Origin of the sequence: Rossellomorea sp. LjRoot5, from assembly GCF_964253455.1 — a bacterium.
Lineage (GTDB): Bacteria > Bacillota > Bacilli > Bacillales > Bacillaceae_B > Rossellomorea.
The window spans coordinates 947,369-973,277 of the sequence record NZ_CAXUQN020000001.1 but is presented as its reverse complement, the minus strand read 5'-3'; the positions used below and the strand labels follow the sequence as shown (position 1 = coordinate 973,277).

At 46.5% G+C, this 25,909-nt stretch carries 14 protein-coding genes, 21 tRNA genes and 3 rRNA genes; 3 read left to right on the top strand and 35 right to left on the bottom strand.

Annotated features, from left to right (window positions below; genetic code table 11):
* Positions 1–20: 20 nt before the first annotated feature.
* Genes menB through ACSQ2E_RS04910 form a run of 4 tightly spaced genes read right to left on the bottom strand, consistent with a single transcriptional unit; the run spans position 21 to position 4,798 of the window.
* Positions 21–839 (bottom strand): 1,4-dihydroxy-2-naphthoyl-CoA synthase, encoded by an 819-nt coding sequence (gene menB / locus ACSQ2E_RS04925; protein ID WP_435989524.1) that lies wholly within the window; start codon positions 837–839, stop codon positions 21–23.
* A 15-nt stretch (positions 840–854) separates the two neighbouring features.
* Positions 855–1,673, bottom strand: a complete 819-nt coding sequence (menH, locus tag ACSQ2E_RS04920) for a 2-succinyl-6-hydroxy-2,4-cyclohexadiene-1-carboxylate synthase (protein WP_435989523.1) — start codon at positions 1,671–1,673, stop codon at positions 855–857.
* On the bottom strand, positions 1,645–3,399 hold the full coding sequence (menD, locus tag ACSQ2E_RS04915) for a 2-succinyl-5-enolpyruvyl-6-hydroxy-3-cyclohexene-1-carboxylic-acid synthase (protein WP_435989522.1): 1,755 nt from the start codon (positions 3,397–3,399) through the stop codon (positions 1,645–1,647). Before menD ends, menH begins: the two co-directional genes overlap by 29 nt.
* The gene (locus ACSQ2E_RS04910; protein ID WP_435989521.1) at positions 3,392–4,798 is read right to left on the bottom strand and encodes an isochorismate synthase; all 1,407 of its coding nucleotides are present in this window, start codon (positions 4,796–4,798) and stop codon (positions 3,392–3,394) included. Before ACSQ2E_RS04910 ends, menD begins: the two co-directional genes overlap by 8 nt.
* A 305-nt stretch (positions 4,799–5,103) precedes the next feature.
* Here ACSQ2E_RS04910 and ACSQ2E_RS04905 point away from each other — a divergent pair, with 305 nt between their 5' ends.
* Together ACSQ2E_RS04905 and ACSQ2E_RS04900 are read left to right on the top strand one after the other, a co-directional pair.
* Positions 5,104–6,027, top strand: coding sequence for a 1,4-dihydroxy-2-naphthoate polyprenyltransferase (locus ACSQ2E_RS04905; RefSeq protein ID WP_435994391.1), 924 nt, complete (start codon positions 5,104–5,106; stop codon positions 6,025–6,027).
* Between the two features lie 115 nt (positions 6,028–6,142).
* Positions 6,143–6,907, top strand: a complete 765-nt coding sequence (locus ACSQ2E_RS04900; protein ID WP_435989520.1) for a TraR/DksA C4-type zinc finger protein — start codon at positions 6,143–6,145, stop codon at positions 6,905–6,907.
* A gap of 36 nt (positions 6,908–6,943) precedes the next feature.
* Here the strand turns inward: ACSQ2E_RS04900 and ACSQ2E_RS04895 are convergent, their stop codons facing one another.
* From ACSQ2E_RS04895 to ACSQ2E_RS04745, 31 genes are all read right to left on the bottom strand, one after another.
* A complete protein-coding gene (locus ACSQ2E_RS04895) occupies positions 6,944–9,349 on the bottom strand; it encodes a glycogen/starch/alpha-glucan phosphorylase (RefSeq protein WP_435989519.1) in 2,406 nt (801 codons plus the stop codon).
* Positions 9,339–10,784 (bottom strand): glycogen synthase GlgA, encoded by a 1,446-nt coding sequence (gene glgA, locus ACSQ2E_RS04890; protein ID WP_435989518.1) that lies wholly within the window; start codon positions 10,782–10,784, stop codon positions 9,339–9,341. Before glgA ends, ACSQ2E_RS04895 begins: the two co-directional genes overlap by 11 nt.
* Complete coding sequence (locus tag ACSQ2E_RS04885) at positions 10,781–11,809, bottom strand: sugar phosphate nucleotidyltransferase (RefSeq protein ID WP_435989517.1); 1,029 nt, start codon at positions 11,807–11,809, stop codon at positions 10,781–10,783. The genes glgA and ACSQ2E_RS04885 overlap by 4 nt, the downstream gene beginning before the upstream one ends.
* Before the next feature lie 42 nt (positions 11,810–11,851).
* Positions 11,852–13,009, bottom strand: a complete 1,158-nt coding sequence (locus ACSQ2E_RS04880) for a glucose-1-phosphate adenylyltransferase (RefSeq protein WP_435989516.1) — start codon at positions 13,007–13,009, stop codon at positions 11,852–11,854.
* Positions 13,010–13,025: 16 nt separating this feature from the next.
* Complete coding sequence (gene glgB, locus ACSQ2E_RS04875) at positions 13,026–14,888, bottom strand: 1,4-alpha-glucan branching enzyme (RefSeq protein ID WP_435989515.1); 1,863 nt, start codon at positions 14,886–14,888, stop codon at positions 13,026–13,028.
* Positions 14,889–15,343: 455 nt separating this feature from the next.
* Positions 15,344–15,415, bottom strand: a tRNA-Glu gene (locus ACSQ2E_RS04870).
* A gap of 4 nt (positions 15,416–15,419) precedes the next feature.
* Positions 15,420–15,510 (bottom strand) — tRNA-Ser (locus tag ACSQ2E_RS04865).
* A 5-nt stretch (positions 15,511–15,515) separates the two neighbouring features.
* Positions 15,516–15,590, bottom strand: a tRNA-Asn gene (locus tag ACSQ2E_RS04860).
* Between the two features lie 9 nt (positions 15,591–15,599).
* Positions 15,600–15,676, bottom strand: a tRNA-Ile gene (locus tag ACSQ2E_RS04855).
* 10 nt (positions 15,677–15,686) lie between these two features.
* Positions 15,687–15,760, bottom strand: a tRNA-Gly gene (locus ACSQ2E_RS04850).
* A gap of 8 nt (positions 15,761–15,768) precedes the next feature.
* Positions 15,769–15,844 (bottom strand) — tRNA-His (locus tag ACSQ2E_RS04845).
* Between the two features lie 23 nt (positions 15,845–15,867).
* Positions 15,868–15,943: transfer RNA gene (locus ACSQ2E_RS04840), tRNA-Phe, on the bottom strand.
* Between the two features lie 313 nt (positions 15,944–16,256).
* Positions 16,257–16,333 (bottom strand) — tRNA-Asp (locus ACSQ2E_RS04835).
* 120 nt (positions 16,334–16,453) lie between these two features.
* Positions 16,454–16,527: transfer RNA gene (locus tag ACSQ2E_RS04830), tRNA-Met, on the bottom strand.
* Positions 16,528–16,694: 167 nt separating this feature from the next.
* Positions 16,695–16,787, bottom strand: a tRNA-Ser gene (locus tag ACSQ2E_RS04825).
* 18 nt (positions 16,788–16,805) lie between these two features.
* A tRNA-Ile gene (locus tag ACSQ2E_RS04820) sits at positions 16,806–16,882 on the bottom strand.
* Positions 16,883–16,886: 4 nt separating this feature from the next.
* Positions 16,887–16,963: transfer RNA gene (locus ACSQ2E_RS04815), tRNA-Met, on the bottom strand.
* 106 nt (positions 16,964–17,069) lie between these two features.
* A tRNA-Ala gene (locus tag ACSQ2E_RS04810) sits at positions 17,070–17,145 on the bottom strand.
* A 7-nt stretch (positions 17,146–17,152) separates the two neighbouring features.
* A tRNA-Pro gene (locus ACSQ2E_RS04805) sits at positions 17,153–17,229 on the bottom strand.
* 5 nt (positions 17,230–17,234) lie between these two features.
* Positions 17,235–17,311: transfer RNA gene (locus ACSQ2E_RS04800), tRNA-Arg, on the bottom strand.
* Positions 17,312–17,368: 57 nt separating this feature from the next.
* Positions 17,369–17,457, bottom strand: a tRNA-Leu gene (locus ACSQ2E_RS04795).
* A 7-nt stretch (positions 17,458–17,464) separates the two neighbouring features.
* Positions 17,465–17,539 (bottom strand) — tRNA-Gly (locus ACSQ2E_RS04790).
* An 8-nt stretch (positions 17,540–17,547) separates the two neighbouring features.
* Positions 17,548–17,632 (bottom strand) — tRNA-Leu (locus ACSQ2E_RS04785).
* Between the two features lie 65 nt (positions 17,633–17,697).
* Positions 17,698–17,773 (bottom strand) — tRNA-Lys (locus ACSQ2E_RS04780).
* A 19-nt stretch (positions 17,774–17,792) separates the two neighbouring features.
* Positions 17,793–17,868 (bottom strand) — tRNA-Thr (locus tag ACSQ2E_RS04775).
* Positions 17,869–17,893: 25 nt separating this feature from the next.
* A tRNA-Val gene (locus ACSQ2E_RS04770) sits at positions 17,894–17,969 on the bottom strand.
* Positions 17,970–17,979: 10 nt separating this feature from the next.
* Positions 17,980–18,096: ribosomal RNA gene (gene rrf / locus ACSQ2E_RS04765) — 5S ribosomal RNA — on the bottom strand.
* Between the two features lie 297 nt (positions 18,097–18,393).
* Positions 18,394–21,330 (bottom strand): 23S ribosomal RNA (locus tag ACSQ2E_RS04760).
* Between the two features lie 254 nt (positions 21,331–21,584).
* Positions 21,585–23,136: ribosomal RNA gene (locus tag ACSQ2E_RS04755) — 16S ribosomal RNA — on the bottom strand.
* Together the 16S, 23S and 5S rRNA genes with 21 tRNA genes alongside form the textbook arrangement of a ribosomal RNA operon.
* A gap of 550 nt (positions 23,137–23,686) precedes the next feature.
* The gene (locus ACSQ2E_RS04750; RefSeq protein ID WP_435989514.1) at positions 23,687–24,187 is read right to left on the bottom strand and encodes an N-acetyltransferase family protein; all 501 of its coding nucleotides are present in this window, start codon (positions 24,185–24,187) and stop codon (positions 23,687–23,689) included.
* On the bottom strand, positions 24,177–25,094 hold the full coding sequence (locus ACSQ2E_RS04745; RefSeq protein ID WP_435989513.1) for a DMT family transporter: 918 nt from the start codon (positions 25,092–25,094) through the stop codon (positions 24,177–24,179). The genes ACSQ2E_RS04750 and ACSQ2E_RS04745 overlap by 11 nt, the downstream gene beginning before the upstream one ends.
* A 104-nt stretch (positions 25,095–25,198) precedes the next feature.
* Here ACSQ2E_RS04745 and ACSQ2E_RS04740 point away from each other — a divergent pair, with 104 nt between their 5' ends.
* The gene (locus ACSQ2E_RS04740; protein ID WP_435989512.1) at positions 25,199–25,891 is read left to right on the top strand and encodes an MgtC/SapB family protein; all 693 of its coding nucleotides are present in this window, start codon (positions 25,199–25,201) and stop codon (positions 25,889–25,891) included.
* Positions 25,892–25,909 lie beyond the last annotated feature (18 nt).

Sequence of the window (25,909 nt, the reverse complement as noted above, 5' to 3'; positions counted from 1 at the left end):
TTCATCAGGCCACCCTCAAATCAAGGGAAACGAGGGAATTGTCCGAAGTCCGGCTTACGCTTTTCTTTGAATGCGTCTCGTCCTTCTTTTGCTTCTTCTGTTGTGTAGTAGAGAAGGGTAGCGTCACCTGCAAGCTGCTGCAGACCTGCCAGTCCATCTGTATCTGCGTTGAATGAAGCTTTCAAGAAACGAAGGGCAGTCGGGCTCTTCTCAAGCATTTCTGATGCCCATTGAACCGTTTCCGCTTCAAGTTGCTCGTATGGAACCACTGTATTTACAAGGCCCATATCAAGCGCTTCCTGAGCACTGTATTGACGGCATAGGTACCAGATTTCTTTCGCTTTCTTGTGACCGATGATGCGTGCAAGATATCCTGCACCGTATCCAGCGTCAAAACTTCCTACTTTAGGACCTGTTTGTCCGAAGGTTGCATTGTCTGCTGCAATCGTAATATCACATACGACGTGAAGGACGTGTCCGCCTCCAATCGCATAACCCGCTACCATTGCAATGACCGGCTTAGGAATAACGCGGATCAGACGCTGTAAGTCCAATACATTCAAGCGAGGAATTTCATCTTCCCCAACATATCCGCCATGACCGCGTACACGTTGGTCTCCGCCTGAACAGAACGCTTTCTCACCTGCACCTGTTAAAACGATGACACCAACCTTGGAATCGTCGCGTGCATAAGCAAATGCATCGATTAGTTCCATGACGGTTTTAGGACGGAATGCGTTGTGAACTTCTGGTCGATTGATCGTGATCTTAGCGATTCCATTGTATGTTTCGTATAAAATATCTTCGTAATTTCTTTCTGAAACCCATTCAAAAGCCATTGGTTTGTTCCTCCTTTATGTAGTAAAAAGTAGTTCCTCTATTATTGTACCAAACTTTCGCGATTCTTCCACATGAATTGCATGCCCGGTGTTGGAAAATGTCAGGATTTGAAAATCGGGATTGAGCTTTTTCATCTCTTCTGCAATATGAACGAACTTATGATCCAGTTCTCCCACGAGTAACCGGACTGGAAATGTTAGTTCACCAAGCCTGTCCCATAAAGAATCCTGTGCCCCGGTACCCATCCCTTTCAAGCTATTGGATAAGCCTGTGACCGATTGCCTCAGTCGCTGTTGCCTGATATCGGAACGTTCTCTATCCGATAGTCTCTTCTGAGAGGCGAACAGGGGAATCTCCTGCCAGAAGTCGACAAAGTCTTTAATGCCTTCACTTTCTATTCTGTCCGCCAATGCATGATCCTTCTTCCGTCGCTCTTCTCTTTCTTCACTCGTCCTCAATCCGGGAGAGGCACTTTCTAATATCAATGCCTTCACTTTTTCAGGATAAGCCAAGCTGAAGTGAAGTGCGATACGCCCACCCATTGAATACCCGACCAACACTGCGTTGTCGATTTCGAGCTCATCTAGAAGGCTGCAGATATCTTCTGCAACCCGCTCCATTGTGTATCTTGTGACGTCTTTCGGGGACTCCGTACGACCATGACCAATCAAATCAATGCTGACACATCGATATGTAGCAGACAATTGATCGGTGACCCTGGACCACGTTGTTGTATCGCCTGTGAAGCCGTGAAGGAAAACCAAAGGGTCTCCCTCCCCCTTCACTTCTACAAAATAACGGATATCATCTATTTGAAGAATCAAGATTTTCACCCTTAAGGTTCTGAGTCATTTCCCGGGAAACAAAATTCCACAATTTACGATGATTTGCTACATTTTCTTCCCGATTGGTCACAACTTCAATGATCTTTATTCCCTTGCTTTGCTCTGCTTCCTGGAGAGCCGGGAGGAATGCTTCCCCGCTTCCAACATGGAAATAATGTGCTCCGTATAGTTTGGCTGCATGAGCAAATTCCAAGTCCATCGGGGTTCCGAACAGGTCTTCGAAGTGAGTCTGATCACCTGCTTGCGGCAGGTAGGAAAAGATTCCGCCCCCATTATTGTTCATCACCACAATCGTCATATCCAATTGATATTTCCTCGCTGTCAATAACCCATTAAGATCATGGAAAAAAGCGAGATCCCCAATCAGGAGATACATTGGCTGAGATATTGTACTCATGCCGAGAGCCGTGGATACCACACCGTCAATTCCATTGGCTCCGCGGTTGGCAAAGATCCGCTGGGACAGGTCATTCGTGAAAAAGTATGTATCCAAATCACGGATTGGCATGCTGTTGCTGGAAAACAGGGTCGCTCCTTCAGGCAAATGCTGTATCAACTGATGGACCGCCATTCCTTCATCCCAGGATTGGTGACCCTTGACGAGTAAACTCTTCGTTTCCTTATTGACATGCTTCCACTCAACAAGCCATGCCCTATTTCTTTTCCCACTTTGATCCATAAAGCTTTGACAGAACAGGTTTTCCCCGCAGTGAATAAAATCGGTACCGCGTGCCGTCGGGTCCTGCCACTCTTCCCCTTTACTCACAACCCAGGCCGGGATATCCGTCAGGCCTTTCATAAACAGCATAAGCGCCTTCGATACAGGCATGGCACCGAAACGGATAATGAGATCTGGATGTAGTGATTCTTTCAGTTCATCAATTCGTAAGAACGTGTCGTAGCAGTCAATGATATTATCTTTAGAATGGTTCCCGCTCCGCATGAAGGACAGTGGATCCGCAACGATCGGCAGTGCATATTCTTCGGCAAATCGTATGATGGACGGAACAGCCTCTTCGCTTAGACCGGGGCCGCACACGATGAGGCCACGCTTTGAATTCCCTAATGTTTCCTGAAGTTCATGCTTGAAGTCAGGAGATAACTGTCGCTCTCCTTGAAGGACTCTTTTTCCCGGTTTCCCGATTGAGAGTTCAACTTTTTGTAAATCCGGGATCAACGGTTCCCTAAACGGGAAATTATAATGAACCGGCCCTTCCGGATATCCCGTTGAAAGAGCTACGCCCCTGACAGCAGAGGATCGTGCATATTGCAGCATGGACGGGATGTTTTCAGGCAATGCCATGTCGATGGACCATTTCACGTGTTTCCCGTAAAGATCGATCTGATCAATGGCTTGAGGGGCACCCACTTCCCTCAGTTCATGGGGCCGATCCGCTGTCAGCACAATGAGGGGCACCCTTGCATAGCGAGCTTCAATGACAGCAGGATAGTAATTGGCTCCGGCCGTCCCGGAACTGCAAAGGATGGCGACGGGCTTTTTCTTAGCCTTGGCGATCCCCAATGCAAAAAAAGCCGCAGAGCGTTCATCCACATTGATATACGTCTTCACCCCGGGATGGTGGGCGAATAACAACGCTAAAGGAGTAGAACGAGAGCCGGGACTGATGACGACTTCGTCTACTCCATTTCCAACCAATTCTTCAATGAAGGCCGCTAAATAATCTGTCAGGTTCTTCTGATGTTCATCAATCATGTACGGTTCCCCCTAATGCCCGGAGCATCGGCCGAAATTTCATCTGTGTTTCCTTGAATTCACTTTCAGGCTCTGAGTCGGCTACGATTCCGCACCCTGCATACAAGTAGGCCTTGTCTCCCTGCAGGAGGCCTGAGCGAAGGGCGACGGCATATTCACCATTTCCATAGGCATCGATCCAACCGATGGGAGCAGCATATAGACCACGGTCCATATTTTCCTCCTGCCTGATCACATGCATCGCTTTGTCCCTCGGTACGCCACCCAGTGCGGGAGTGGGATGTAATTTTTCAACAAGGTTCAAAAGCGACGTATGCTCAGATGCCTCTCCGATGACCGGTGTATAGAGATGCTGGATATCCTTAAGCTTCATAAGCTGTGGCGTAGAAGGAATCGAAAGTGTGTCACAAAACGGGTTGAGGGCCTGTTGGATGTTGTCCACAACAAGCTGATGTTCGTACCGGTTCTTCTCATCCTCGAGCAGCTCTTCCCCAAGTTTCTCATCACTTTCCAAGGTATCCCCCCTGGCAATCGAACCTGCAAGGCAGGTGGAGAGGATTTCTCCCCCTGTTTTCTTTACGAGTCGTTCCGGAGTTGCGCCGATAAAGCAGCTTCCTTCCCATTCAAAGCTGAAGACGAAGCTGTCGGGCTGCTGCTTCCACAGATTGTCCAATACGAAATCAGATGACACCTGTTGGTCGAATGACACTTCACATTTTCTCGCAAGGACGACTTTATCCATCTCACCCTTTTGCAGGCGATTCACTACACTCTGGACGGATTCCTTCCATTCTTCAGGTTTTACATCACGGTTCCCAGTCCACTCAGGGCGTTCAGGGATGATGGCCTTTCGGGCGTTTGCAAGAAGCTCTTCTTTCAATCTGATACGCTCTTGGAATAAGCCTTCATCCTCATCCGGATGACAGATGACATTCATCGTCAAATAATTCGTTTTTTCAGGCTTTGTTAACATGAACATCGGGAGTTGGAATGTCCCAGTAGAGAAATGATCCCACTCTTCACTATTATCGTTCATCGGGTCGAAACGAAACCCGCCGTATAATAGTGGACCGGTTCCTGCCCATTTATCCCCCGCCACGATCACAGATTCCCGGATAAAGCGCTTCCACTCGTTCTCAACGGTAAAAAAGCGCTCTTCTTTTTCATCTGTAGACAGAATCTGAGCCGCTCCGAGCCCTACCAATGTGATGGTATGATCGCGGTCCTTCCATAGGAAGCGCTCTCCATGAAAGGAGTTTCCTCCATAATAAAAAGAAAGAGGATCCACGGCATCAACTTCCTCCACTATACTGAGAAGGACGGGGCGATGTATTTGTTTAGCCTTCATTCTTGCTGTATCATATGCTTTTTCAATATTGGTCTTATGGATGGTAACCAATTGAATTCCCCCAAACAAAATCACGTACAATAGTCAAACTTACTATAAGATACACCTGTACTTATGGTGTGTCAACGGAGTTCAAGACATGTTTACAATATTTATCCTTATTATATATATAATAAACCCTTTTTCTTCTTTTGAGAAACCAAAAGCTTTGTAAAAGTCCTCAATTACTGGAAAATAGAACCTTCACGAATTTGTAGAAAATGATTGACAGTCTACTTCCCTTTACCTACACTTTAATCTGTAAAGGAATTGTAATGTTTTCTGAAAATTCCTTGTTACGTAAGGGAGAGAGAATGATGGAACAACAAGCATCCAACGTGTTGGAATCAGATAAAGGGTGGAGAATCTGGTGGCAATTGACCCGGCCCCACACTCTTACAGCAGCATTTGTACCTGTACTATTAGGGACGGTACTCGCGTTGCAATTTACGAAAGTGGACCTGTTGCTGTTCGCAGCCATGCTGGTTGCCTGCCTGTTGATTCAGGCGGCGACGAATATGTTCAACGAATATTATGATTATAAAAGAGGCCTCGATACTGAACACTCGGTCGGGATCGGCGGAGCGATCGTCCGTAATGGTGTCAAACCATCAACGGTCATCAATCTTGCCTTTTCACTGTACGGGATCGCCCTTCTGTTAGGGATTTATATCTGTCTTAACAGTACATGGTGGCTGGCTCTCATAGGAATAGTGTGCATGGCAGCGGGGTACTTTTATACTGGCGGACCAATGCCAATTGCTTACACACCATTCGGCGAAATCGTAGCTGGATTTTTCATGGGATTTGTGATCATCATCATCTCATTTTACATCCAGACCGGCTACATCAATGGGGACAGCGTACTCATCTCAATTCCGGTTTCCATATTGGTAGGCTCCATATTATTGGCCAACAATATTCGCGACCTCGATGGAGACAAAGAAAACGGCCGGAAAACCATTGCGATCCTGTTAGGAAAAAAAGGCGCCATCATCCTCTTAGGCAGTATGTTTGTCGTATCCTACGCCTGGATCATCGGATTGGTCGTAACGGGGATCTCATCACCTTGGCTGTTCGTAGCCTTCTTGAGCATCCCTAAAGCCATCAAAGCAACAAAAGGATTCATCGGGAAATCACACCCCATCGAAATGATGCCCGCCATGAAAGCAACCGCACAAACAAATACCATCTTTGGTTTCCTGTTATCCATTGGATTATTACTTGCTTATATGCTGTAGAAAGGCAAAGAGTCGACCCGACAAATCCGGGTCGACTCTTTTTTTTATGTTTTAACCATCCCACTTTCGGATAAAGTATGGTTAGGACAAGATTTAAGCGAACATAATGAAGGATGTGAAGAAATTGCTAACAGACAGTCAAAAACAGACTTTAAAACAAGAATTGGTGCAACAGGAAAAGCAGTTAAAAGAACACTTACATCAGGATTTAGATAATCTTCACCATACAAATGAACGCGATAACACAGGAGAACTCTCCCTTTATGATAATCATCCTGCCGATATGGGTACAGAGTTATATGAACGGGAGAAGGATTTCGCCATCGACGACCATGCGAAGCTTGAACTGGATAAAATCCAGCAAGCCCTGCACGCGATTGAAGCCGGTTCGTATGGTCAATGTAAAGAATGCGGACAGGATATCCCTTACGAGCGTCTCGAAGTCATTCCGACGACTCTTTATTGTAAGGAACATACACCAGAGAAGTCGACACCCCAGGATAGGCCGGTAGAAGAAGATGTACTGCAACCGCCTGTCGATAACGAATTCAGACATAAAACAGATGGGAACGTGCGTGACGACCAGGACAGTTTCCAGGAAGTCGGCCGTTTCGGGACATCTGAAACCCCATCCGATTTTGAAGGGGATCACGAGGATTACTCAGACCTGTATCAGGATGAGGACACTTCGGAAGGGTTCACCGAGGATTTTGAATCATTCGTCGGGACCGACATGGAAGGATCGAACCGTAAAGCTTATCCGTCGAAGACACATGAAGAGTATGAGGACATGCTCGATGAGAATGATATGGAATCACCACTGGGTGACATCCCTTATAAAGATGGGGACAGCTACGTTTCCGATAAGAAGAAAAAATAGAAAAAACGCTTGGGATTCGATTCCCAAGCGTTTTTTCTATTTCGTTAAACTCCCCTGTGCAATGCCCCATATGTCCTTCGCATATTGCTCGATTGTCCGGTCACTGGAGAAATAGCCGGAATTGGCAATGTTCTGCAGGCACATCCGTGACCAGTGCTCTTTGTTTTCATACGCCTTTCCTGCCTGTTCATGAACCCTTACATAGGAATCGAAATCCCTTAACACAAAGAATTGATCATTCTCAGTCAGTAACGAGTCATAAATGGTTTCGAAATGATCACCTGCATCCGGCAGGGTATCATCGATCAATTGGTTCAACACCTTTTTGATCCTTGTATCGTAGTGGAAGTACTCCATGGCGTAATAGCCTCCATGGTGCTGATATTTCATCACTTCCTCAGCCGTTAATCCGAATATAAAGATATTGTCCCTCCCGACCTGTTCGAGGATCTCAATATTCGCACCGTCAAGTGTCCCAAGGGTCAAAGCCCCGTTCATCATGAACTTCATATTCCCCGTACCCGACGCTTCCTTACTGGCCGTCGATATCTGCTCGGACAAGTCAGCTGCCGGGATGATCTCTTCTGCAAGGGACACCCGGTAATTTTCAAGGAACACGACTTTAATGCGCCCCTTCACAAGTGGATGATCATTCACGAGATCTGCTACCGAGTGGATCAGTTTAATGATCTTTTTGGCATAATAGTATCCAGGGGACGCCTTTGCCCCAAAAATGAATGTCCGTGGATGAAAATCAAATCCCGGATCTTCCACACAGCGATTATACAGGTGAAGAATATGCAACACATTCATTAACTGACGTTTGTACGCATGAAGCCGCTTCACCTGGATATCGAATATCGAGGACGGATCGACGATGATTCCATTGCTTTCATATATCAGCCCGGCAAGCTTTTGTTTATTTCCCTGCTTCACATCATACAGGTCTTTCAGGAATGCCGTATCATGGTGATACTCCTTCAGCTTCACCAGTTTGGAAGGGTCTTTGATCCACTCCTCCCCTATCGAAGAGGTAATCAGATTCGAAAGGGATGGATTGCTATTAAGGAGCCACCTTCTATGGGTGATTCCATTTGTTTTACTATTAAATTTCCCAGGATAATATTGATAAAATAAGTTCATTTCCCGCTGCTTCAGGATTTCCGTGTGGATCTTTGCCACACCGTTCACACTGAAGCTTCCTACAATCGCAAGATGGGCCATTTTAACTTCATCATGTGAGATGATCGCCATGTCCTCTATCCGCTTCCACTCACCGGGATACTCTTTCCATAATTCCCTGCAGAACCGTTCATTGATTTCATTCACAATCATGTGGATGCGGGGCAGGAGGGGCTGGAATATACGGATTGGCCATCTCTCCAGTGCTTCTGACAGAGTCGTATGGTTTGTATAGGCGAATGTATTCGTCGTGATTTCCCAGGCTTCTTCCCATTCAAAGGAGTATTCATCCAGAAGGACCCTCATCAGTTCGGGGATGGCAAGAACCGGGTGGGTATCATTGATATGGATTGAAATATTCTCATGCAGTTCCTTCAGATCCCCATTTCGGTAAAGGTACGAATCCAGAATGGATCGGATACTTGCTGACACCAGGAAGTATTGCTGCTTCAAGCGCAGGATCTTCCCTTCCTCATGGGTATCGTCAGGATATAGAAATTCTGTGATGGCTTCCGTATCACGTTTGTATTTCATCATATCTTTTCCCGCTTTATAGGCCGCAGGCTCGGCACTCCATAAACGAAGCGTATTGACCGTCGACGTTTCAAACCCCACTACAGGCATATCATAAGGAACCGCCGCGACGATTTCTGCATCTACATGTCGAAACCTTAAGACATCCTTTTCAGTATATGATTCCACCTTCCCCCAGAAAGGCACTTCGACGGTAAGATCTGATTTGCGGACCTCCCACACATGTCCATGACGCAGCCACTGTTCCGGAAGCTCCATCTGAAATCCGTTCACGATCTTTTGTTCAAACAATCCATGCTTATAACGGATACCATATCCATGGCCGGGTAAATTAAGGGAAGCCAGGGAATCCAGAAAGCAGGCAGCTAAACGGCCAAGGCCGCCATTTCCAAGGCCTGCATCGTGCTCGACCTCTTCCATTTCCGCAAGGTCGATTCCAAGATCCTGAAGACCTTTATCCACAATATCGTAAATCCCCAGATTCGTCAGATTTTGCCGGAGCAGACGCCCGAGCAGGAATTCGATGGATAAATAATACACTTGCTTTTGTTTATTGAACCGGTACTGCTCATTCGTATGGATCCAGTTCATCGAAATATATTCACGAATCAAATGACCTAATGTGAAAAACTGATCCTGACTGGTGGACTCAGGGAACGTCTTTCCATACATCATTTCAAGCTTCTTCAGAAACAATTCTTTGAATTCAATCGGATCAGAAAACATGGCTTTCACTCCTTGATACAAGGTCAGCGTATAGTTGATTATACTTAAAGGCCGATTGGGCCCAACTATAATCTTTATTCATTGCGTTACGTACAATATGAGTCCATGTTTCCGGATCTTCGTGGAAATACGATAGGGCTCTTCGATAGGTGTAAAGCATATCGTGAGCATTAAAGTTTTTGAAGGAGAAGCCGTTGCCGCTCTTCGTCTCCTCATTGTAGGATTCAACGGTATCGTTCAGTCCGCCTGTCTCCCTTACAAGTGGCAGGGCTCCGTATCTCATGGCAATCAACTGTCCCAGCCCGCAAGGCTCGAACTTGGAGGGCATCAGGAACAGATCACTGGCAGAATAAATCTGTTTTGCCAATTCTTCATTGAAGCCGATCTGTACCCTGACCTTATCAGGATACGTCCACTCCATTTCCCTGAAGAACTGTTCAAACTCCCAATCACCTGTCCCCAACAGGACAAACTGGACATTTTCCTGGATCATCTCATGAAAGACGCCCCTGATGAGTTCAAGACCCTTTTGGTTCGTCAGTCTCGAAATGATGGACACAAGAGGGATTCCTTCATTTTCCTCGAGGCCCAGGCCTTTTTGCAGATGTTGCTTCGCCTGCTTCTTTCCTTGAAGATTTCCGCTGAAGAAAGGAAACTCCCCGTCATCAGGATCATACACTTCATCATCAATCCCATTGAGGATCCCTAATAATTGGTTATACCGCTGGCCAAGTATATTATGAAGCTTTTCCCCGTAGTAAGGCGTGAGGATTTCTTCTTTATAGGTAGGACTCACCGTGGTGACGAAATCAGAAGAAATGAGCGCGCCTTTCATGAAATTGATATTCCCATAAAACTCGAGGTACTCATGATGAAAATACTTCTCCGGGATAGCTAATAAGTCGGTCATCACCTGTTTAGGGTAGATTCCTTGAAATTGCAGGTTATGAATCGTGAATACGCTGCGGATAAATGAGTAGCCCGGTCTCTCCTGATACTCGCTCCGGAGTAGGAACGGCACCATGCCCGTGTGCCAGTCATGACAATGAATCACATCAGGATAGAAATCAAGAACAGCGATACTTTCCAACACTGCCCTTGTAAAATAGGAGAATCTCTCCCCATCGTCAAAGTATCCGTATAAACGCTCCCGGTTAAAATAATATTCATTATCCACAAAATAATATGTCACGCCATTTTCACTGTACTCTTCAATTCCACAATACTGATTTCTCCAGCCTACTGACACGAAAAACTCTTTCTTCCGTTTCATTCTGGAACGGAATTCTTGAGGGATCCCGCCGTATTTAGGCAGAATCACCCTGACATCCGTGCCTAAACTTCTTAACTCCTTGGGCAAAGCGCCTGCAACGTCCGCCAAGCCCCCGGATTTAATAAATGGGACACACTCAGATACTACAAATAACACTTTCACGAATTCATCAGCGCTCCTTGAATCATCCCTTTGCGAATGACAATTGGATTGTTTGCTTCTCCGATAAGCTTGACGCCATCTTCTATTCTCACATCTTTATCCAGAATCACATTCTCCAGTACACAGTTATCTCCAATTTGGCTCTTCTGCATAATGATGCTGTTAGAAATGGTGGTATTCCTGCCGACCTTCACCGCTCTGAACATGGTAGAATTTTTCACTTTGCCCTCAATAAAGCATCCATTGGCGATGATGCTATTTTTCACACTTGCAGCTGATGTGTAGCGTGTCGGCGGCTCATCCTTCACTTTCGTATAAATGGGCATATCTTTCTTGAACAGCTCTTTCCAATAGGATAAGTTCATAAGCTTCATGCTGGCCTCATAGTATTCTCCAATGGAAGCAATCGTTTGAACAAATCCTTCATGCTCATATCCGCACACCTTAAATCCGCTATCCATGTCGTCCACCACATCCTGCATACAAGTATAGCCCGTTTCACGCCTGTTCTCGATCAAATCAATCAGTGTAGACGTTTTTACTAAGTACATTTCTAGTGAGCTGCCATTGTGCCGCATTTCCGTTATATCACAACCGACACGGATATGACGCTCGAGTACCGGTTGATAATCGATGTTACATAACGTGAAGCAATTGCTGATCAGGGCGTATTCCTGTTTACTGCGTCTGAAATAGTCCATATGATGGGCAAAGTGATTAAAGGATCCGACACCCTCTTCATTCGCTTCCAACCCAGGAGCAGGAAAGAAAAACAAGCCATCCCGCTTCCGGTTCAGATCCCAGTTCTTCCCTGATCCAAGATGATCCATCAGCGATCTGTATTGAAACTTTGGAAAAATCGCCACACTGCCGATATCGGAATTCACCATATTGGAAAGGACAAAGTCAATCAATCGGTATCTGCCGGCTATGGGAAGGGCCGCTAATGAGCGATGTAACAATAAATCCTCCAGGGAATCATAGTAACTCGTAGCGTCGATAACACCAAGCATCGTATTTTTCAAAACACTTCTCCTCCTCTAATGTTGTTAAGATGGTCTTGAACCTTACACTCTTTCCTGTTCCAGCAGTGCTTCAATGAATGATTCCGTCACCAGGATGATTTCATCGGATCCCTCTTCCGGCATGATGCACAAGCCCTTTGGAACCTTTACATTCGAAGGCACAATCGCCTGCTCGATATAGGTATTTTCTTCAACGACTGCGTCCGGCATAATGACTGAACGACTGACATGCGCTCCCTTTTTTACCGTTGTTCCCTGGAAGAGGACGGACTTTTGAATTGTTCCTTCAATCGTACATCCTTCATTTACAAGAGATCCCTCCACATGGGCTTCTTCTGAAATATATTGAGGAGGCTCATTCGGATTAACCGAATACACTCTCCAATCATGATCGAACAGGTTCAGTTCATTCTGTTCATCTATCAGGTCCATATTCGCTTCCCAAAGGCTCTTGACCGTACCGACATCCTTCCAATAGCCTTCAAATGGATAAGCCATCAGTTTCTTCTTCTCATCAAGGAGGAGAGGAATGACATCCTTCCCAAAGTCATGGCTCGAATCTGGATTCCGTTCATCCATCTCCAGAAAATCCTTCAACACTGAATAGTTGAAGATGTAAATACCCATCGACGCAAGATTGCTTTTCGGGAAAGGCGGTTTTTCTTCAAACTCCGTGACACGCATATCCTCATTCGTGTTCATTAGTCCGAAACGGCTCGCTTCATCCCATCCCACTTCAATGACTGAAATCGAGACATCTGCTTTTTTCTCGATGTGATAATCAAGCATTTTACTATAATCCATTTTGTATATGTGATCCCCCGATAGAATCAATACGAACTCGGGATCATATTGTTCTAGGTAATTCATATTCTGATAAATGGCGCTTGCCGTCCCCGTATACCAGCGCATCTCAGATGATTCAGCATAAGGGGGCAGCACGGTCACGCCACCGTTTCTGCGGTCAAGATCCCACGCACTCCCGATCCCGATATAAGAATTCAATACCAGAGGCTGGTACTGGGTAAGAACGCCGACAGTGTCGATGCCTGAGTTCGTACAATTGCTCAGGGTAAAATCAATGATACGGTACTTTCCTCCAAATGGTACGGCCGGTTTCGCCAGACTCTTCGTCAATGAACTTAACCTGCTCCCTTTTCCACCTGCTAACAACATGGCCACACATCTACCTTTTGTCATTAAATCTTCTCCCCTTTCACTCGGTTGGTCTTAAATAAACGGCTGCGTATGGTGGAATCGTCATTTCCACATACCCATCTCTTCCATGATACGGTTCATTGTGCACGGTAAGCGGGTTGGGATTCACCTGATGGGAACCTCCAAACCTTTCATCATCACTATTCCAAATCTCTTCATAAGAAGAAACCTTATCCACTCCCACCTTATACTGGTGATACACATGTGGACTGAAATTGCAGATTACCACAAGATGATTTCCCTTCTCTATCCCATTACGGATGAAAGAGAAAATCTGCTGCTCTGCATTATTGACATCAACCCACTCGAATCCATCTGAACGATGATCCATCTGAAATAATGGCTCAGCACCTTTATATAAATGCATTAGCTCTTTAAAATATGAATTGAATTTGTGATGAAATTCGTAATCCAGTAAATGCCAATCCAATTCCTCAAGGTCCTTCCATTCTGAAAACGGCGCCAGTTCACTTCCCATGAACAGAAGTTTCTTTCCTGGATGAGCCATCATGAAGCCGAGGAGCAACCGGTATTGAGCGAATTTCTGCCAGTAATCCCCCGGCATTTTATTTAATAACGACTTCTTCCCATGCACCACTTCATCATGGGAGAAGGGAAGAACATAATTCTCTGAAAACGCATATAACAACGAAAACGTAATGAGAGAATGCACATTCTTTCGTTCAGATGGATCGGTTTCCATATATTTAAGGACGTCATTCATCCATCCCATATTCCACTTATAATTAAATCCAAGTCCTCCATAATGAACAGGAGACGTCACCTGTGGCCAGTCCGTAGAATCCTCTGCAATCATCAGAATCGAAGAATCACACTCAAAAACGGCCTTGTTCAAGTTTTTCAAAAACTGTATGGCACCTTCATTCGGCGTAAGCTCACCTTGATTCGCCCAATAGATGATGTTCGCCACCGCATCGATCCTGAAGCCATCGATATGATACTGATCCATCCAGAAACGGGCATTGGAAATCAGGAAGCTTCTCACTTCCCCTTTGCCTAAATCAAAGTTCGCCGTACCCCACGTATAATTCTCCCGGTCCCTTTCCTCACTGTACTCATAGGCAAACGAACCATCAAACTCATATAACCCATGCGCATCCTTACAAAAATGACCTGGGACCCAATCCAGGATCACGCCAATATTATGTAAATGACATTCGTTCACAAATGCCATCAAATCATGTGGTGAGCCGTAGCGACTGGTAGGGGAATAATAACCCGTACCCTGATAACCCCAGGAACGGTCAAATGGATGCTCCGTGACTGGCAGCAGCTCAATATGGGTGAATCCCTGCTCTTTCACATGGGGAATCAATTGCTGCGCGTATTCCCTATAAGATAGAAACGTTCCTGCTTCCTTCTTCCACGTACCTAAATGAACCTCATAAATCGTCATAGGCTTGTCGTATATCGTAGTGGTTGAACGGTCCTCGAGCCACTTCTCATCTTCCCATGCAAAGCCCTCCAGCTCATACACGATGCTTGCCGTATGAGGGCGCTTTTCAGAGGCAAACCCGTACGGATCCGCCTTTAGCTTCTTTGTCCCCAGGGGAGTCGTAATCTCATACTTATACGTTTCTCCCGTCAGATCTTTATCGACTCGAATCGTCCACAGACCTTCACTGTTCCGCTTTTTTAAATCGTATCCATTCCCATTCCATTGATTAAAGGAACCCACCAATGAAACATGCCTTGCTTTCGGTGCCCAAACGCAAAATTCTGTATAGGTCCCAGTGGAATCCCTTCTCACATGTGCACCCATAAACTGATAGGCCTGCTGCAAATTTCCCTCATGAAACAAAAACACATCGTAATCTGTTATGGTCATTGCGTTCATCATCTCACCTACATTTTTTCAATCTACTTAACTACTTTCTAACAACATCACCAAAATCCTCTTTATAATCGTCGTTCAATTACGACAATTTACTACATGCTTACATTGAAAAAGTTCAAATTTGGAATTTTATTCTAAATGGCAAGGTTTACATTGTAAAAACATAGGGGAAATACGTTGAAATCTTAGCGGAATTTGTCGAAAGTTTTTTTGTGAAAAAATTTAATATTTGTAGGAAATATAGAGGGATTCCGGTATTTTGTATAGGATTTTGGTTGCTTGGAAGTTGAAATAGCGGTGTCGAATGAAGGGAGGGAAAAGTCGATAATATATCCATCGACGCAGAAACCTAGAACCACATTTTACATATTAAACATAATTACAACAGCTCCATTTCAAGGCAAAGTGCTGCTTTGAACAACAAAAAAAGACTATCAACAATGATAGTCTCTTCATAATGACCCATACGGGATTCGAACCCGTGTTACCGCCGTGAAAGGGCGGTGTCTTAACCGCTTGACCAATGGGCCTTAATGGCGGAGAAGGAGGGATTTGAACCCTCGCGCCAGTTGCCCGACCTACACCCTTAGCAGGGGCGCCTCTTCAGCCACTTGAGTACTTCTCCAAATATGGCTCCGCAGGCAAGATTCGAACTTGCGACCGATCGGTTAACAGCCGATAGCTCTACCACTGAGCTACTGCGGAATAATATAATGGTGGGCCTAAGTGGACTCGAACCACCGACCTCACGCTTATCAGGCGTGCGCTCTAACCAGCTGAGCTATAGGCCCAAAAATGAATTGGAGCGGGTGAAGGGAATCGAACCCTCATCATCAGCTTGGAAGGCTGAGGTTTTACCACTAAACTACACCCGCACTAAATATGGGGCGACTGATGGGAATCGAACCCACGAATGCCTGAACCACAATCAGGTGCGTTAACCACTTCGCCACAATCGCCATAATGTGTCTAAATAGAAAAATGGTGGCTCAGGACGGAATCGAACCGCCGACACATGGATTTTCAGTCCATTGCTCTACCAACTGAGCTACTGAGCCATATTTAGTATGCATCCTACAATTAGAATGTTGTAGTCCATCGTCCAGCTCTCAGGATGCTGAATCAAGGAGCTGCTCGAGCTGTACGCTGAAGTTTACTCGGGTGAAGCTTATTCATCGTGCTCTACCAACTGAGCTACTGAGCCAAATAGTTTTCGGCTTCCCCTAAGCTTCGAATCTCTTCGTCAGCTCTCTCAGTCACATCCTCACGTATGTTAAATACGCTCCGGTGTTCCTTCGATCGCTTCCTCGACCTTCTCACTTATCGAAACCCTTTTCCATTTGAAGAAACAGAACTATATCAAAAAATAAATGGCGGTCCGGACGGGACTCGAACCCGCGACCTCCTGCGTGACAGGCAGGCATTCTAACCAACTGAACTACCGGACCAAAGTTTTTTTGCGCTAGCAAAAATAACTTTCATTACCTTCGCGCTAGCGAAAATAACTATCCATACGTGACTCATCGCGAATTATCAATTTCCTAATTCATAAATAAATCAAAATGGTATTGCGGGGACAGGATTTGAACCTGCGACCTTCGGGTTATGAGCCCGACGAGCTACCGAACTGCTCCACCCCGCGACGATAAAATATTATTAAGTTTCTACTATCCCATAAAGCATCACGCAGATCCGCTCCGACTTCAGTAAGCTTATTCAAGCTGTTGCTCAGTCGTTGCGCTGATGTGAAGGCTCCGAAGATTATTCGGTCGTGCTCCACCCCGCGACGATAAAATATAAAAGATAATATGGAGGAGGAAGGGGGATTCGAACCCCCGCGGGCTGTTACACCCCTGTCGGTTTTCAAGACCGATCCCTTCAGCCGGACTTGGGTATTCCTCCGTAATGAAAAATGGTACTTGGTGGACCTTGTAGGACTCGAACCTACGACCGGACGGTTATGAGCCGTCTGCTCTAACCAACTGAGCTAAAGGTCCCTATTGGTAGCGGCGGAGGGGATCGAACCCCCGACCTCACGGGTATGAACCGTACGCTCTAGCCAGCTGAGCTACACCGCCAAGAAACATATAACATAGTATTAAGTTTCACTTTCGTAAAACATAAAGGGAATTTATTTTGCTTCGCAAAAATCAATGAAGATTATTTTGCTGGAGCAAAAAATCTTGGTGGAGCCTAGCGGGATCGAACCGCTGACCTCCTGCGTGCAAAGCAGGCGCTCTCCCAGCTGAGCTAAGGCCCCAAAGAAGTGGTCGGGAAGACAGGATTCGAACCTGCGACCCCTTGGTCCCAAACCAAGTGCTCTACCAAGCTGAGCTACTTCCCGATATATGGCGCGCCCGAGAGGAGTCGAACCCCTAACCTTTTGATCCGTAGTCAAACGCTCTATCCAATTGAGCTACGGGCGCTAAATGAATTCTTTAATAGTAACGTAAGGATAGATATTTTGCTGTCGCAAAAAATTCTGGTGCCGAGGACCGGAATCGAACCGGTACGGTAGTCACCTACCGCAGGATTTTAAGTCCTGTGCGTCTGCCAGTTCCGCCACCCCGGCAAGTCTCTGGAGCGGAAGACGGGATTCGAACCCGCGACCCCCACCTTGGCAAGGTGGTGTTCTACCACTGAACTACTTCCGCAAAAGAAATGGTGCGGGTGAAGGGACTTGAACCCCCACGCCTTGCGGCGCCAGATCCTAAGTCTGGTGCGTCTGCCAATTCCGCCACACCCGCATATATTTTTGTTTTTCACATTGGAGAAAAACAATGGTAAGATATTTTGCCAGGGCAAAAATCTTTGGTGAGCCATGAAGGATTCGAACCTTCGACCCTCTGATTAAAAGTCAGATGCTCTACCAACTGAGCTAATGGCTCATCTCATAAAAAAACCAAATGGTGCCGGCAAGAGGACTTGAACCCCCAACCTACTGATTACAAGTCAGTTGCTCTACCAGTTGAGCTACACCGGCACGGTAAGTTTCTAAGTGGTTAAAATGGTGGAGGATGACGGGATCGAACCGCCGACCCTCTGCTTGTAAGGCAGATGCTCTCCCAGCTGAGCTAATCCTCCTTGTTATATAGCCTGGCGACGTCCTACTCTCACAGGGGGAGATCCCCCAACTACCATCGGCGCTGAAGAGCTTAACTTCCGTGTTCGGCATGGGAACGGGTGTGACCTCTTCGCCATTGTCACCAGACTATGTCTTGTCTCTTTTTAAGGACAAGTATTATTATATCGTGTAGACATAATATTTCAAGGTTTTTTTATATTTTCGTATAAAAATTATTCCCTGAAAACTAGATAAAGAATTGATGTCAAGAAAGCCGAATATCGACCCATTGTTGTATCTACTATTACAAGTAGACAGTAATCCAGCTCCGGCGGCTAGAGACTCGAGGTCATTTCAGTTCAATCAGCTGAGGGTAAAAAGCACCCTCTTCTGATTGCCCAGAAATGCTTGTCGTCTCTGTTCAAGCCGCCTCCGCTTTATAATGTGGTTAAGTCCTCGATCGATTAGTATCAGTCAACTCCACATGTCGCCATGCTTCCATCTCTGACCTATCTACCTAGTCATCTTCTAGGGATCTTACTCACTTACGTGATGGGAAATCTCATCTCGAGGGGGGCTTCATGCTTAGATGCTTTCAGCACTTATCCCTTCCGCACATAGCTACCCAGCGATGCCTTTGGCAAGACAACTGGTACACCAGCGGTGCGTCCATCCCGGTCCTCTCGTACTAAGGACAGCTCCTCTCAAATTTCCTGCGCCCACGACGGATAGGGACCGAACTGTCTCACGACGTTCTGAACCCAGCTCGCGTACCGCTTTAATGGGCGAACAGCCCAACCCTTGGGACCGACTACAGCCCCAGGATGCGATGAGCCGACATCGAGGTGCCAAACCTCCCCGTCGATGTGGACTCTTGGGGGAGATAAGCCTGTTATCCCCGGGGTAGCTTTTATCCGTTGAGCGATGGCCCTTCCATGCGGAACCACCGGATCACTAAGCCCGACTTTCGTCCCTGCTCGACTTGTAGGTCTCGCAGTCAAGCTCCCTTGTGCCTTTACACTCTGCGAATGATTTCCAACCATTCTGAGGGAACCTTTGGGCGCCTCCGTTACTCTTTAGGAGGCGACCGCCCCAGTCAAACTGCCCACCTGACACTGTCTCCCACCCCGATAAGGGGCGCGGGTTAGAATTTCAATACAGCCAGGGTAGTATCCCACCGATGCCTCCACCGAAGCTAGCGCTCCGGTTTCCAAGGCTCCTACCTATCCTGTACAAGCTGTACCAAAATTCAATATCAGGCTACAGTAAAGCTCCACGGGGTCTTTCCGTCCTGTCGCGGGTAACCTGCATCTTCACAGGTACTATAATTTCACCGAGTCTCTCGTTGAGACAGTGCCCAGATCGTTACGCCTTTCGTGCGGGTCGGAACTTACCCGACAAGGAATTTCGCTACCTTAGGACCGTTATAGTTACGGCCGCCGTTTACTGGGGCTTCGATTCGCACCTTCGCTTACGCTAAGCACTCCTCTTAACCTTCCAGCACCGGGCAGGCGTCAGCCCCTATACTTCGCCTTACGGCTTCGCAGAGACCTGTGTTTTTGCTAAACAGTCGCCTGGGCCTATTCACTGCGGCTCTCTCGGGCTTGCACCCTACCAGAGCACCCCTTCTCCCGAAGTTACGGGGTCATTTTGCCGAGTTCCTTAACGAGAGTTCTCTCGCTCACCTTAGGATTCTCTCCTCGCCTACCTGTGTCGGTTTGCGGTACGGGCACCTTTTTCCTCGCTAGAGGCTTTTCTTGGCAGTGTGGAATCAGGAACTTCGCTACTATAATTCGCTCGCTGTCACAGCTCAGCCTTCTAAGATGATGGGATTTGCCTCATCATCAGCCTAACTGCTTAGACGCACATATCCAGCAGTGCGCTTACCCTATCCTCCTGCGTCCCCCCATTGCTCAAACGGAAAAGAGGTGGTACAGGAATATCAACCTGTTGTCCATCGTCTACGCCTATCGGCCTCGACTTAGGTCCCGACTAACCCTGAGCGGACGAGCCTTCCTCAGGAAACCTTAGGCATTCGGTGGATGGGATTCTCACCCATCTTTCGCTACTCATACCGGCATTCTCACTTCTAAGCACTCCACCAGTCCTTACGGTCTAGCTTCGCAGTCCTTAGAACGCTCTCCTACCACTGACACCTAGAGGTGTCAATCCACAGCTTCGGTGATACGTTTAGCCCCGGTACATTTTCGGCGCAGAGTCACTCGACCAGTGAGCTATTACGCACTCTTTAAATGGTGGCTGCTTCTAAGCCAACATCCTGGTTGTCTAAGCAACTCCACATCCTTTTCCACTTAACGTATACTTTGGGACCTTAGCTGGTGGTCTGGGCTGTTTCCCTTTCGACTACGGATCTTATCACTCGCAGTCTGACTCCCATGGATAAGTCTTTGGCATTCGGAGTTTGTCTGAATTCGGTAACCCGATGAGGGCCCCTAGTCCAAACAGTGCTCTACCTCCAAGACTCTTACACATGAGGCTAGCCCTAAAGCTATTTCGGAGAGAACCAGCTATCTCCAAGTTCGATTGGAATTTCTCCGCTACCCACACCTCATCCCCGCACTTTTCAACGTGCGTGGGTTCGGACCTCCATTCAGTGTTACCTGAACTTCATCCTGGACATGGGTAGATCACCTGGTTTCGGGTCTACGACCACATACTAAATTCGCCCTATTCAGACTCGCTTTCGCTGCGGCTCCGTCTTATCAACTTAACCTTGCATGGGATCGTAACTCGCCGGTTCATTCTACAAAAGGCACGCCATCACCCGTTAACGGGCTCTGACTACTTGTAGGCACACGGTTTCAGGTTCTATTTCACTCCCCTTCCGGGGTGCTTTTCACCTTTCCCTCACGGTACTGGTTCACTATCGGTCACTAGGGAGTATTTAGCCTTGGGAGATGGTCCTCCCAGCTTCCGACGGGATTTCACGTGTCCCGCCGTACTCAGGATCCACTCAAGAGGGAATGAAGTTTCAACTACAGGGTTGTTACCTTCTTTGACGAGCCTTTCCAGACTTCTTCGTCTACTTCATTCCTTTGTAACTCCGTATAGAGTGTCCTACAACCCCAAGAGGCAAGCCTCTTGGTTTGGGCTATATCCCGTTTCGCTCGCCGCTACTCAGGGAATCGCAATTGCTTTCTCTTCCTCCAGGTACTTAGATGTTTCAGTTCCCTGGGTCTGCCTTCCATACTCTATGTATTCAAGTAAGGATATTGTTCCATTACGAACAATGGGTTCCCCCATTCGGAAATCTCTGGATCAAAGCTCACTTACAGCTCCCCAAAGCATATCGGTGTTAGTCCCGTCCTTCGTCGGCTCCTAGTGCCAAGGCATCCACCGTGCGCCCTTCATAACTTAACCTAAATTTCGCTTTATCAGCTTTGCTGCTAAATCAAAATTTGATCACTTACTAATTAAGGTTTAAACCCTAAAATGGCGATACTCGGTAATTTCTTGACTATCAATTTATCTTTATCTAGTTTTCAAAGAACAATCATTTGTCTCACAAGAGACATTATGGTTGGATATTTTGCTTTCGCAAAAATCCCTGATGGTTGAACCATCAAAACTGAACAAAACTTCGACTGTCAACTTGTTTTGTAAATCTTCCTTAGAAAGGAGGTGATCCAGCCGCACCTTCCGATACGGCTACCTTGTTACGACTTCACCCCAATCATCTGTCCCACCTTAGGCGGCTGGCTCCAAAAGGTTACCTCACCGACTTCGGGTGTTACAAACTCTCGTGGTGTGACGGGCGGTGTGTACAAGGCCCGGGAACGTATTCACCGCGGCATGCTGATCCGCGATTACTAGCGATTCCAGCTTCATGTAGGCGAGTTGCAGCCTACAATCCGAACTGAGAACGGTTTTATGGGATTGGCTAAACCTCGCGGTCTTGCTGCCCTTTGTACCGTCCATTGTAGCACGTGTGTAGCCCAGGTCATAAGGGGCATGATGATTTGACGTCATCCCCACCTTCCTCCGGTTTGTCACCGGCAGTCATCTTAGAGTGCCCAACTGAATGCTGGCAACTAAGATCAAGGGTTGCGCTCGTTGCGGGACTTAACCCAACATCTCACGACACGAGCTGACGACAACCATGCACCACCTGTCACTCTGTCCCCCGAAGGGGAAAGCCCTATCTCTAGGGTTGTCAGAGGATGTCAAGACCTGGTAAGGTTCTTCGCGTTGCTTCGAATTAAACCACATGCTCCACCGCTTGTGCGGGCCCCCGTCAATTCCTTTGAGTTTCAGTCTTGCGACCGTACTCCCCAGGCGGAGTGCTTAATGCGTTAGCTGCAGCACTAAGGGGCGGAAACCCCCTAACACTTAGCACTCATCGTTTACGGCGTGGACTACCAGGGTATCTAATCCTGTTTGCTCCCCACGCTTTCGCGCCTCAGTGTCAGTTACAGACCAGAAAGTCGCCTTCGCCACTGGTGTTCCTCCAAATATCTACGCATTTCACCGCTACACTTGGAATTCCACTTTCCTCTTCTGCACTCAAGTTCCCCAGTTTCCAATGACCCTCCACGGTTGAGCCGTGGGCTTTCACATCAGACTTAAGAAACCACCTGCGCGCGCTTTACGCCCAATAATTCCGGACAACGCTTGCCACCTACGTATTACCGCGGCTGCTGGCACGTAGTTAGCCGTGGCTTTCTGGTTAGGTACCGTCAAGGTGCCGCCCTATTCGAACGGCACTTGTTCTTCCCTAACAACAGAGCTTTACGATCCGAAAACCTTCATCACTCACGCGGCGTTGCTCCGTCAGACTTTCGTCCATTGCGGAAGATTCCCTACTGCTGCCTCCCGTAGGAGTCTGGGCCGTGTCTCAGTCCCAGTGTGGCCGATCACCCTCTCAGGTCGGCTACGCATCGTTGCCTTGGTGAGCCGTTACCTCACCAACTAGCTAATGCGCCGCGGGTCCATCTGTAAGTGATAGCTAAAAGCCACCTTTCAACATTTCCTCATGCGAGGAAATGAGTTATCCGGTATTAGCCCCGGTTTCCCGGAGTTATCCCAGTCTTACAGGCAGGTTACCCACGTGTTACTCACCCGTCCGCCGCTGATATCAGGGAGCAAGCTCCCATCAATCCGCTCGACTTGCATGTATTAGGCACGCCGCCAGCGTTCGTCCTGAGCCAGGATCAAACTCTCCGATAAAAGTTTGAATAGCTCTTTAAAAATAAATCTAGAATTAACGTTGACGTATTGTCTTGTTTTGTTCAGTTTTCAAGGTTCAATGTTTATCGCTTGTCTAAGAAGCGACTTTATTAATATATCACGTTTTACACTTTCGCGTCAACAACTTTTTCATTTGTTTTTCTTGAATGTTGTTTGCTGTATCAGCGACGTTTATTAATATAACACGCTGTTAATGCTATTGCAATATATTTTTAAGGAAAACTTAAAACATTATTAATCTCGGGTCTGTTCTGTTACAAGGATATTCTCCATATACATGAGTACTACGCATTCTGAAAGGGGATTTTTCTGACATGCTTACAACCGTTGCACTATTTCTATCTTTCATCATGGCCGTGTATTTATTTGCGTATTCTTATGTACAGGCCCTTAAGATATGTGAAAGTACTGCTCCTGTAAGGGGATTGACCTTTATTTTTTCCGTAGTCATGGCTTTTGTTTTTTCCGGCTTTACATACGTATTTTCTTGAGTCCGACGTATTCAAAAAGACTAAGGGGCCATCGCTCCTTAGTCTTTTTGATTGAGGTCCATCAGCAACCCCTCTTCCCGGTGCTCTTCATTCCCTATTGTCAATATCTCTTCCTTCAAAAGGACAGGATTATATTTGTAATAAAAGTGTTTCGACGGGTTCTCTTTCAACACCCAGATCCACATGGAGTTGAAGCCCATGTTCTTGAGCCCTCCCCTGGCAATATCAAATAATGCTTTCCCAATGCCCTTCCCTTGATAATCTTCCAGAAGATAGATGGCATACAACTCTCCTTCATATTTACCAGAACGCTCTTTTCCAATTGAAACAAAGCCGATGATTTCTCCGTCTTCCTTTTCGCATACATACGTGTAATGGGCATCTGAAAGGATACTGACCCACCTCTTTTCTCTTTCCACTATGGATAAAGACTCGAGGTAATCTTCTGAAACGATCCCCCGGTAGGTGGTCCTCCAGCTATGCACATGGACGTAAGCGAGGCTCCCTGCGTCTTGCAGTTCTGCCTTTCTATAGTGCATCCGTTTTCACCTCACTCGCTTGGGTAAGTTTTTTCAGTTTCCTTTCTTCTATTAAGAAAAGCGTGACACCGGTCATAATGACCATGCCGCCCATCACCTGAGTCATCAGTACTTTTTCCCCTAATAGCCAATAGGCGAGGAGAGATGCGCCTATTGGTTCAAAGAGGATGGCCACGGAGATCGTCGAGGTACTTAACCATTTTAACGACCAATTAAACAATGTATGCCCAAGTAGCGTCGGGATGATGGCAAGAAGAAGGAAATAGATCCAATCTTCTTTCGGGTAGGGTCCCAGACTTTCAGATCGGAAAAGGACATAGAGTAATAAGACGATAGAGCTTATGACATAAACGAGGTATGTATATGTCATAAGAGATAGCCGTTTTCTGATTGTCTGCCCGAATAAGAGGTATCCCGTTATAAGGGCGCATGCAATTAAAGCCAAAATATCTCCCCATAAAGCGCTGCCGCTTATCCGGAAGTCCCCCCAGCTGATGATGAAGCTCCCTACAACGGCTAAGACAGCGGATAATAAAGCCTTTGCCGTTAACTTTTCCTGAAAGAATAGGTACGCACCGATAAAAGCGAATAACGGTTGCAGCGTGACAAGCACCGTGGAACTTGCAACGGAAGTGTAGTGTAAGGATTCAAACCAAAGGATGAAATGAAACGCCAGGAATACACCGGCTAAAATCGAAAACATCCAGTCTCTCAGAGTAATAAGTTTCAATTCCTTCACATACTTTAAAAAAAATACCGGGGACATTATAAGAACGGTGAAAAACAATCGATAAAATGCCAAAATGCCTGATGGCGCACTCGATACCTTCACTAAGATGGCAGAGGTGGAAACGGAGATGACTCCGATAGCAAGTATAAGGTATGGATTTACTTTCGCATCCGACATGACAGACCTCCTGATATATGTTGTTCATTGCTCTATTTTATAATCAGACGAATCGAATTACTACATGAATTTTTTTGTAGTCTGGAAGGATTGGAGGGGGATGGATGGAGCTATTAGATACGACATTCTTAATAAAACTCGGTGTTTCAGCCGTATTGGGATTGATTATAGGTCTAGAGAGGGAATTGAAGAGAAAGCCTGTAGGACTGAAGACGTCTCTTGTCATCTGCATTGTGAGTTGTTTATTAACGATTGTGTCCATGGAATCCGCCTATCTTTCTGAGGGTTCGGACAAAGTGAATATCACCATGGACCCGCTTCGATTAGCCGCTCAGATTGTTTCGGGTATCGGCTTCCTGGGAGCAGGTGTCATCCTGCGCAAAGGAAACGATAGTATTTCAGGTTTGACCACTGCCGCGATGATTTGGGGGGCAGCAGGAATAGGGATAGCCGTCGGTGCAGGCTTTTATTTCGAAGCAACTGCGGGGGTCCTCCTTTTGATCGTATCTGTAGAAGTGGTCCCTATCATCATCACTTACTTAGGTCCAAAACGCCTGAGGGAAAAAGAATTGTCCCTTCGCGCCACGATATCCGAAAAGAAGGAGATCAAGTCGATCATTGAAAAAATCAAAGCCGAAGAGATCACCATTGAAAATATCCGGATCAAAGACTTGAAGAATCAACACCATCTATTAGAGTTAAAGATCATTGTTGACTTCAGGAAAAAGACGGTAGACATTTACTACACCATTTCAGAAATAGAAGGAATCAAGGATGTAGAGATCGAGAGCTTATAAACGTAACAAAGAACGAGG

Excerpts from the sequence above, each read along its gene's own strand:
- menB (WP_435989524.1), bottom strand. The coding sequence starts at position 839 with ATGGCTTTTGAATGGGTTTCAGAAAGAAATTACGAAGATATTTTATAC.
- menD (WP_435989522.1), bottom strand. The coding sequence starts at position 3,399 with ATGATTGATGAACATCAGAAGAACCTGACAGATTATTTAGCGGCCTTC.
- ACSQ2E_RS04905 (WP_435994391.1), top strand. The coding sequence starts at position 5,104 with ATGGAACAACAAGCATCCAACGTGTTGGAATCAGATAAAGGGTGGAGA.
- ACSQ2E_RS04895 (WP_435989519.1), bottom strand. The coding sequence starts at position 9,349 with ATGTTTTCTGATCCGATTGAATTCAAAGAATTGTTTCTGAAGAAGCTT.
- ACSQ2E_RS04880 (WP_435989516.1), bottom strand. The coding sequence starts at position 13,009 with ATGACAAAAGGTAGATGTGTGGCCATGTTGTTAGCAGGTGGAAAAGGG.
- glgB (WP_435989515.1), bottom strand. The coding sequence starts at position 14,888 with ATGATGAACGCAATGACCATAACAGATTACGATGTGTTTTTGTTTCAT.
- ACSQ2E_RS04750 (WP_435989514.1), bottom strand. The coding sequence starts at position 24,187 with ATGCACTATAGAAAGGCAGAACTGCAAGACGCAGGGAGCCTCGCTTAC.
- ACSQ2E_RS04745 (WP_435989513.1), bottom strand. The coding sequence starts at position 25,094 with ATGTCGGATGCGAAAGTAAATCCATACCTTATACTTGCTATCGGAGTC.
- ACSQ2E_RS04740 (WP_435989512.1), top strand. The coding sequence starts at position 25,199 with ATGGAGCTATTAGATACGACATTCTTAATAAAACTCGGTGTTTCAGCC.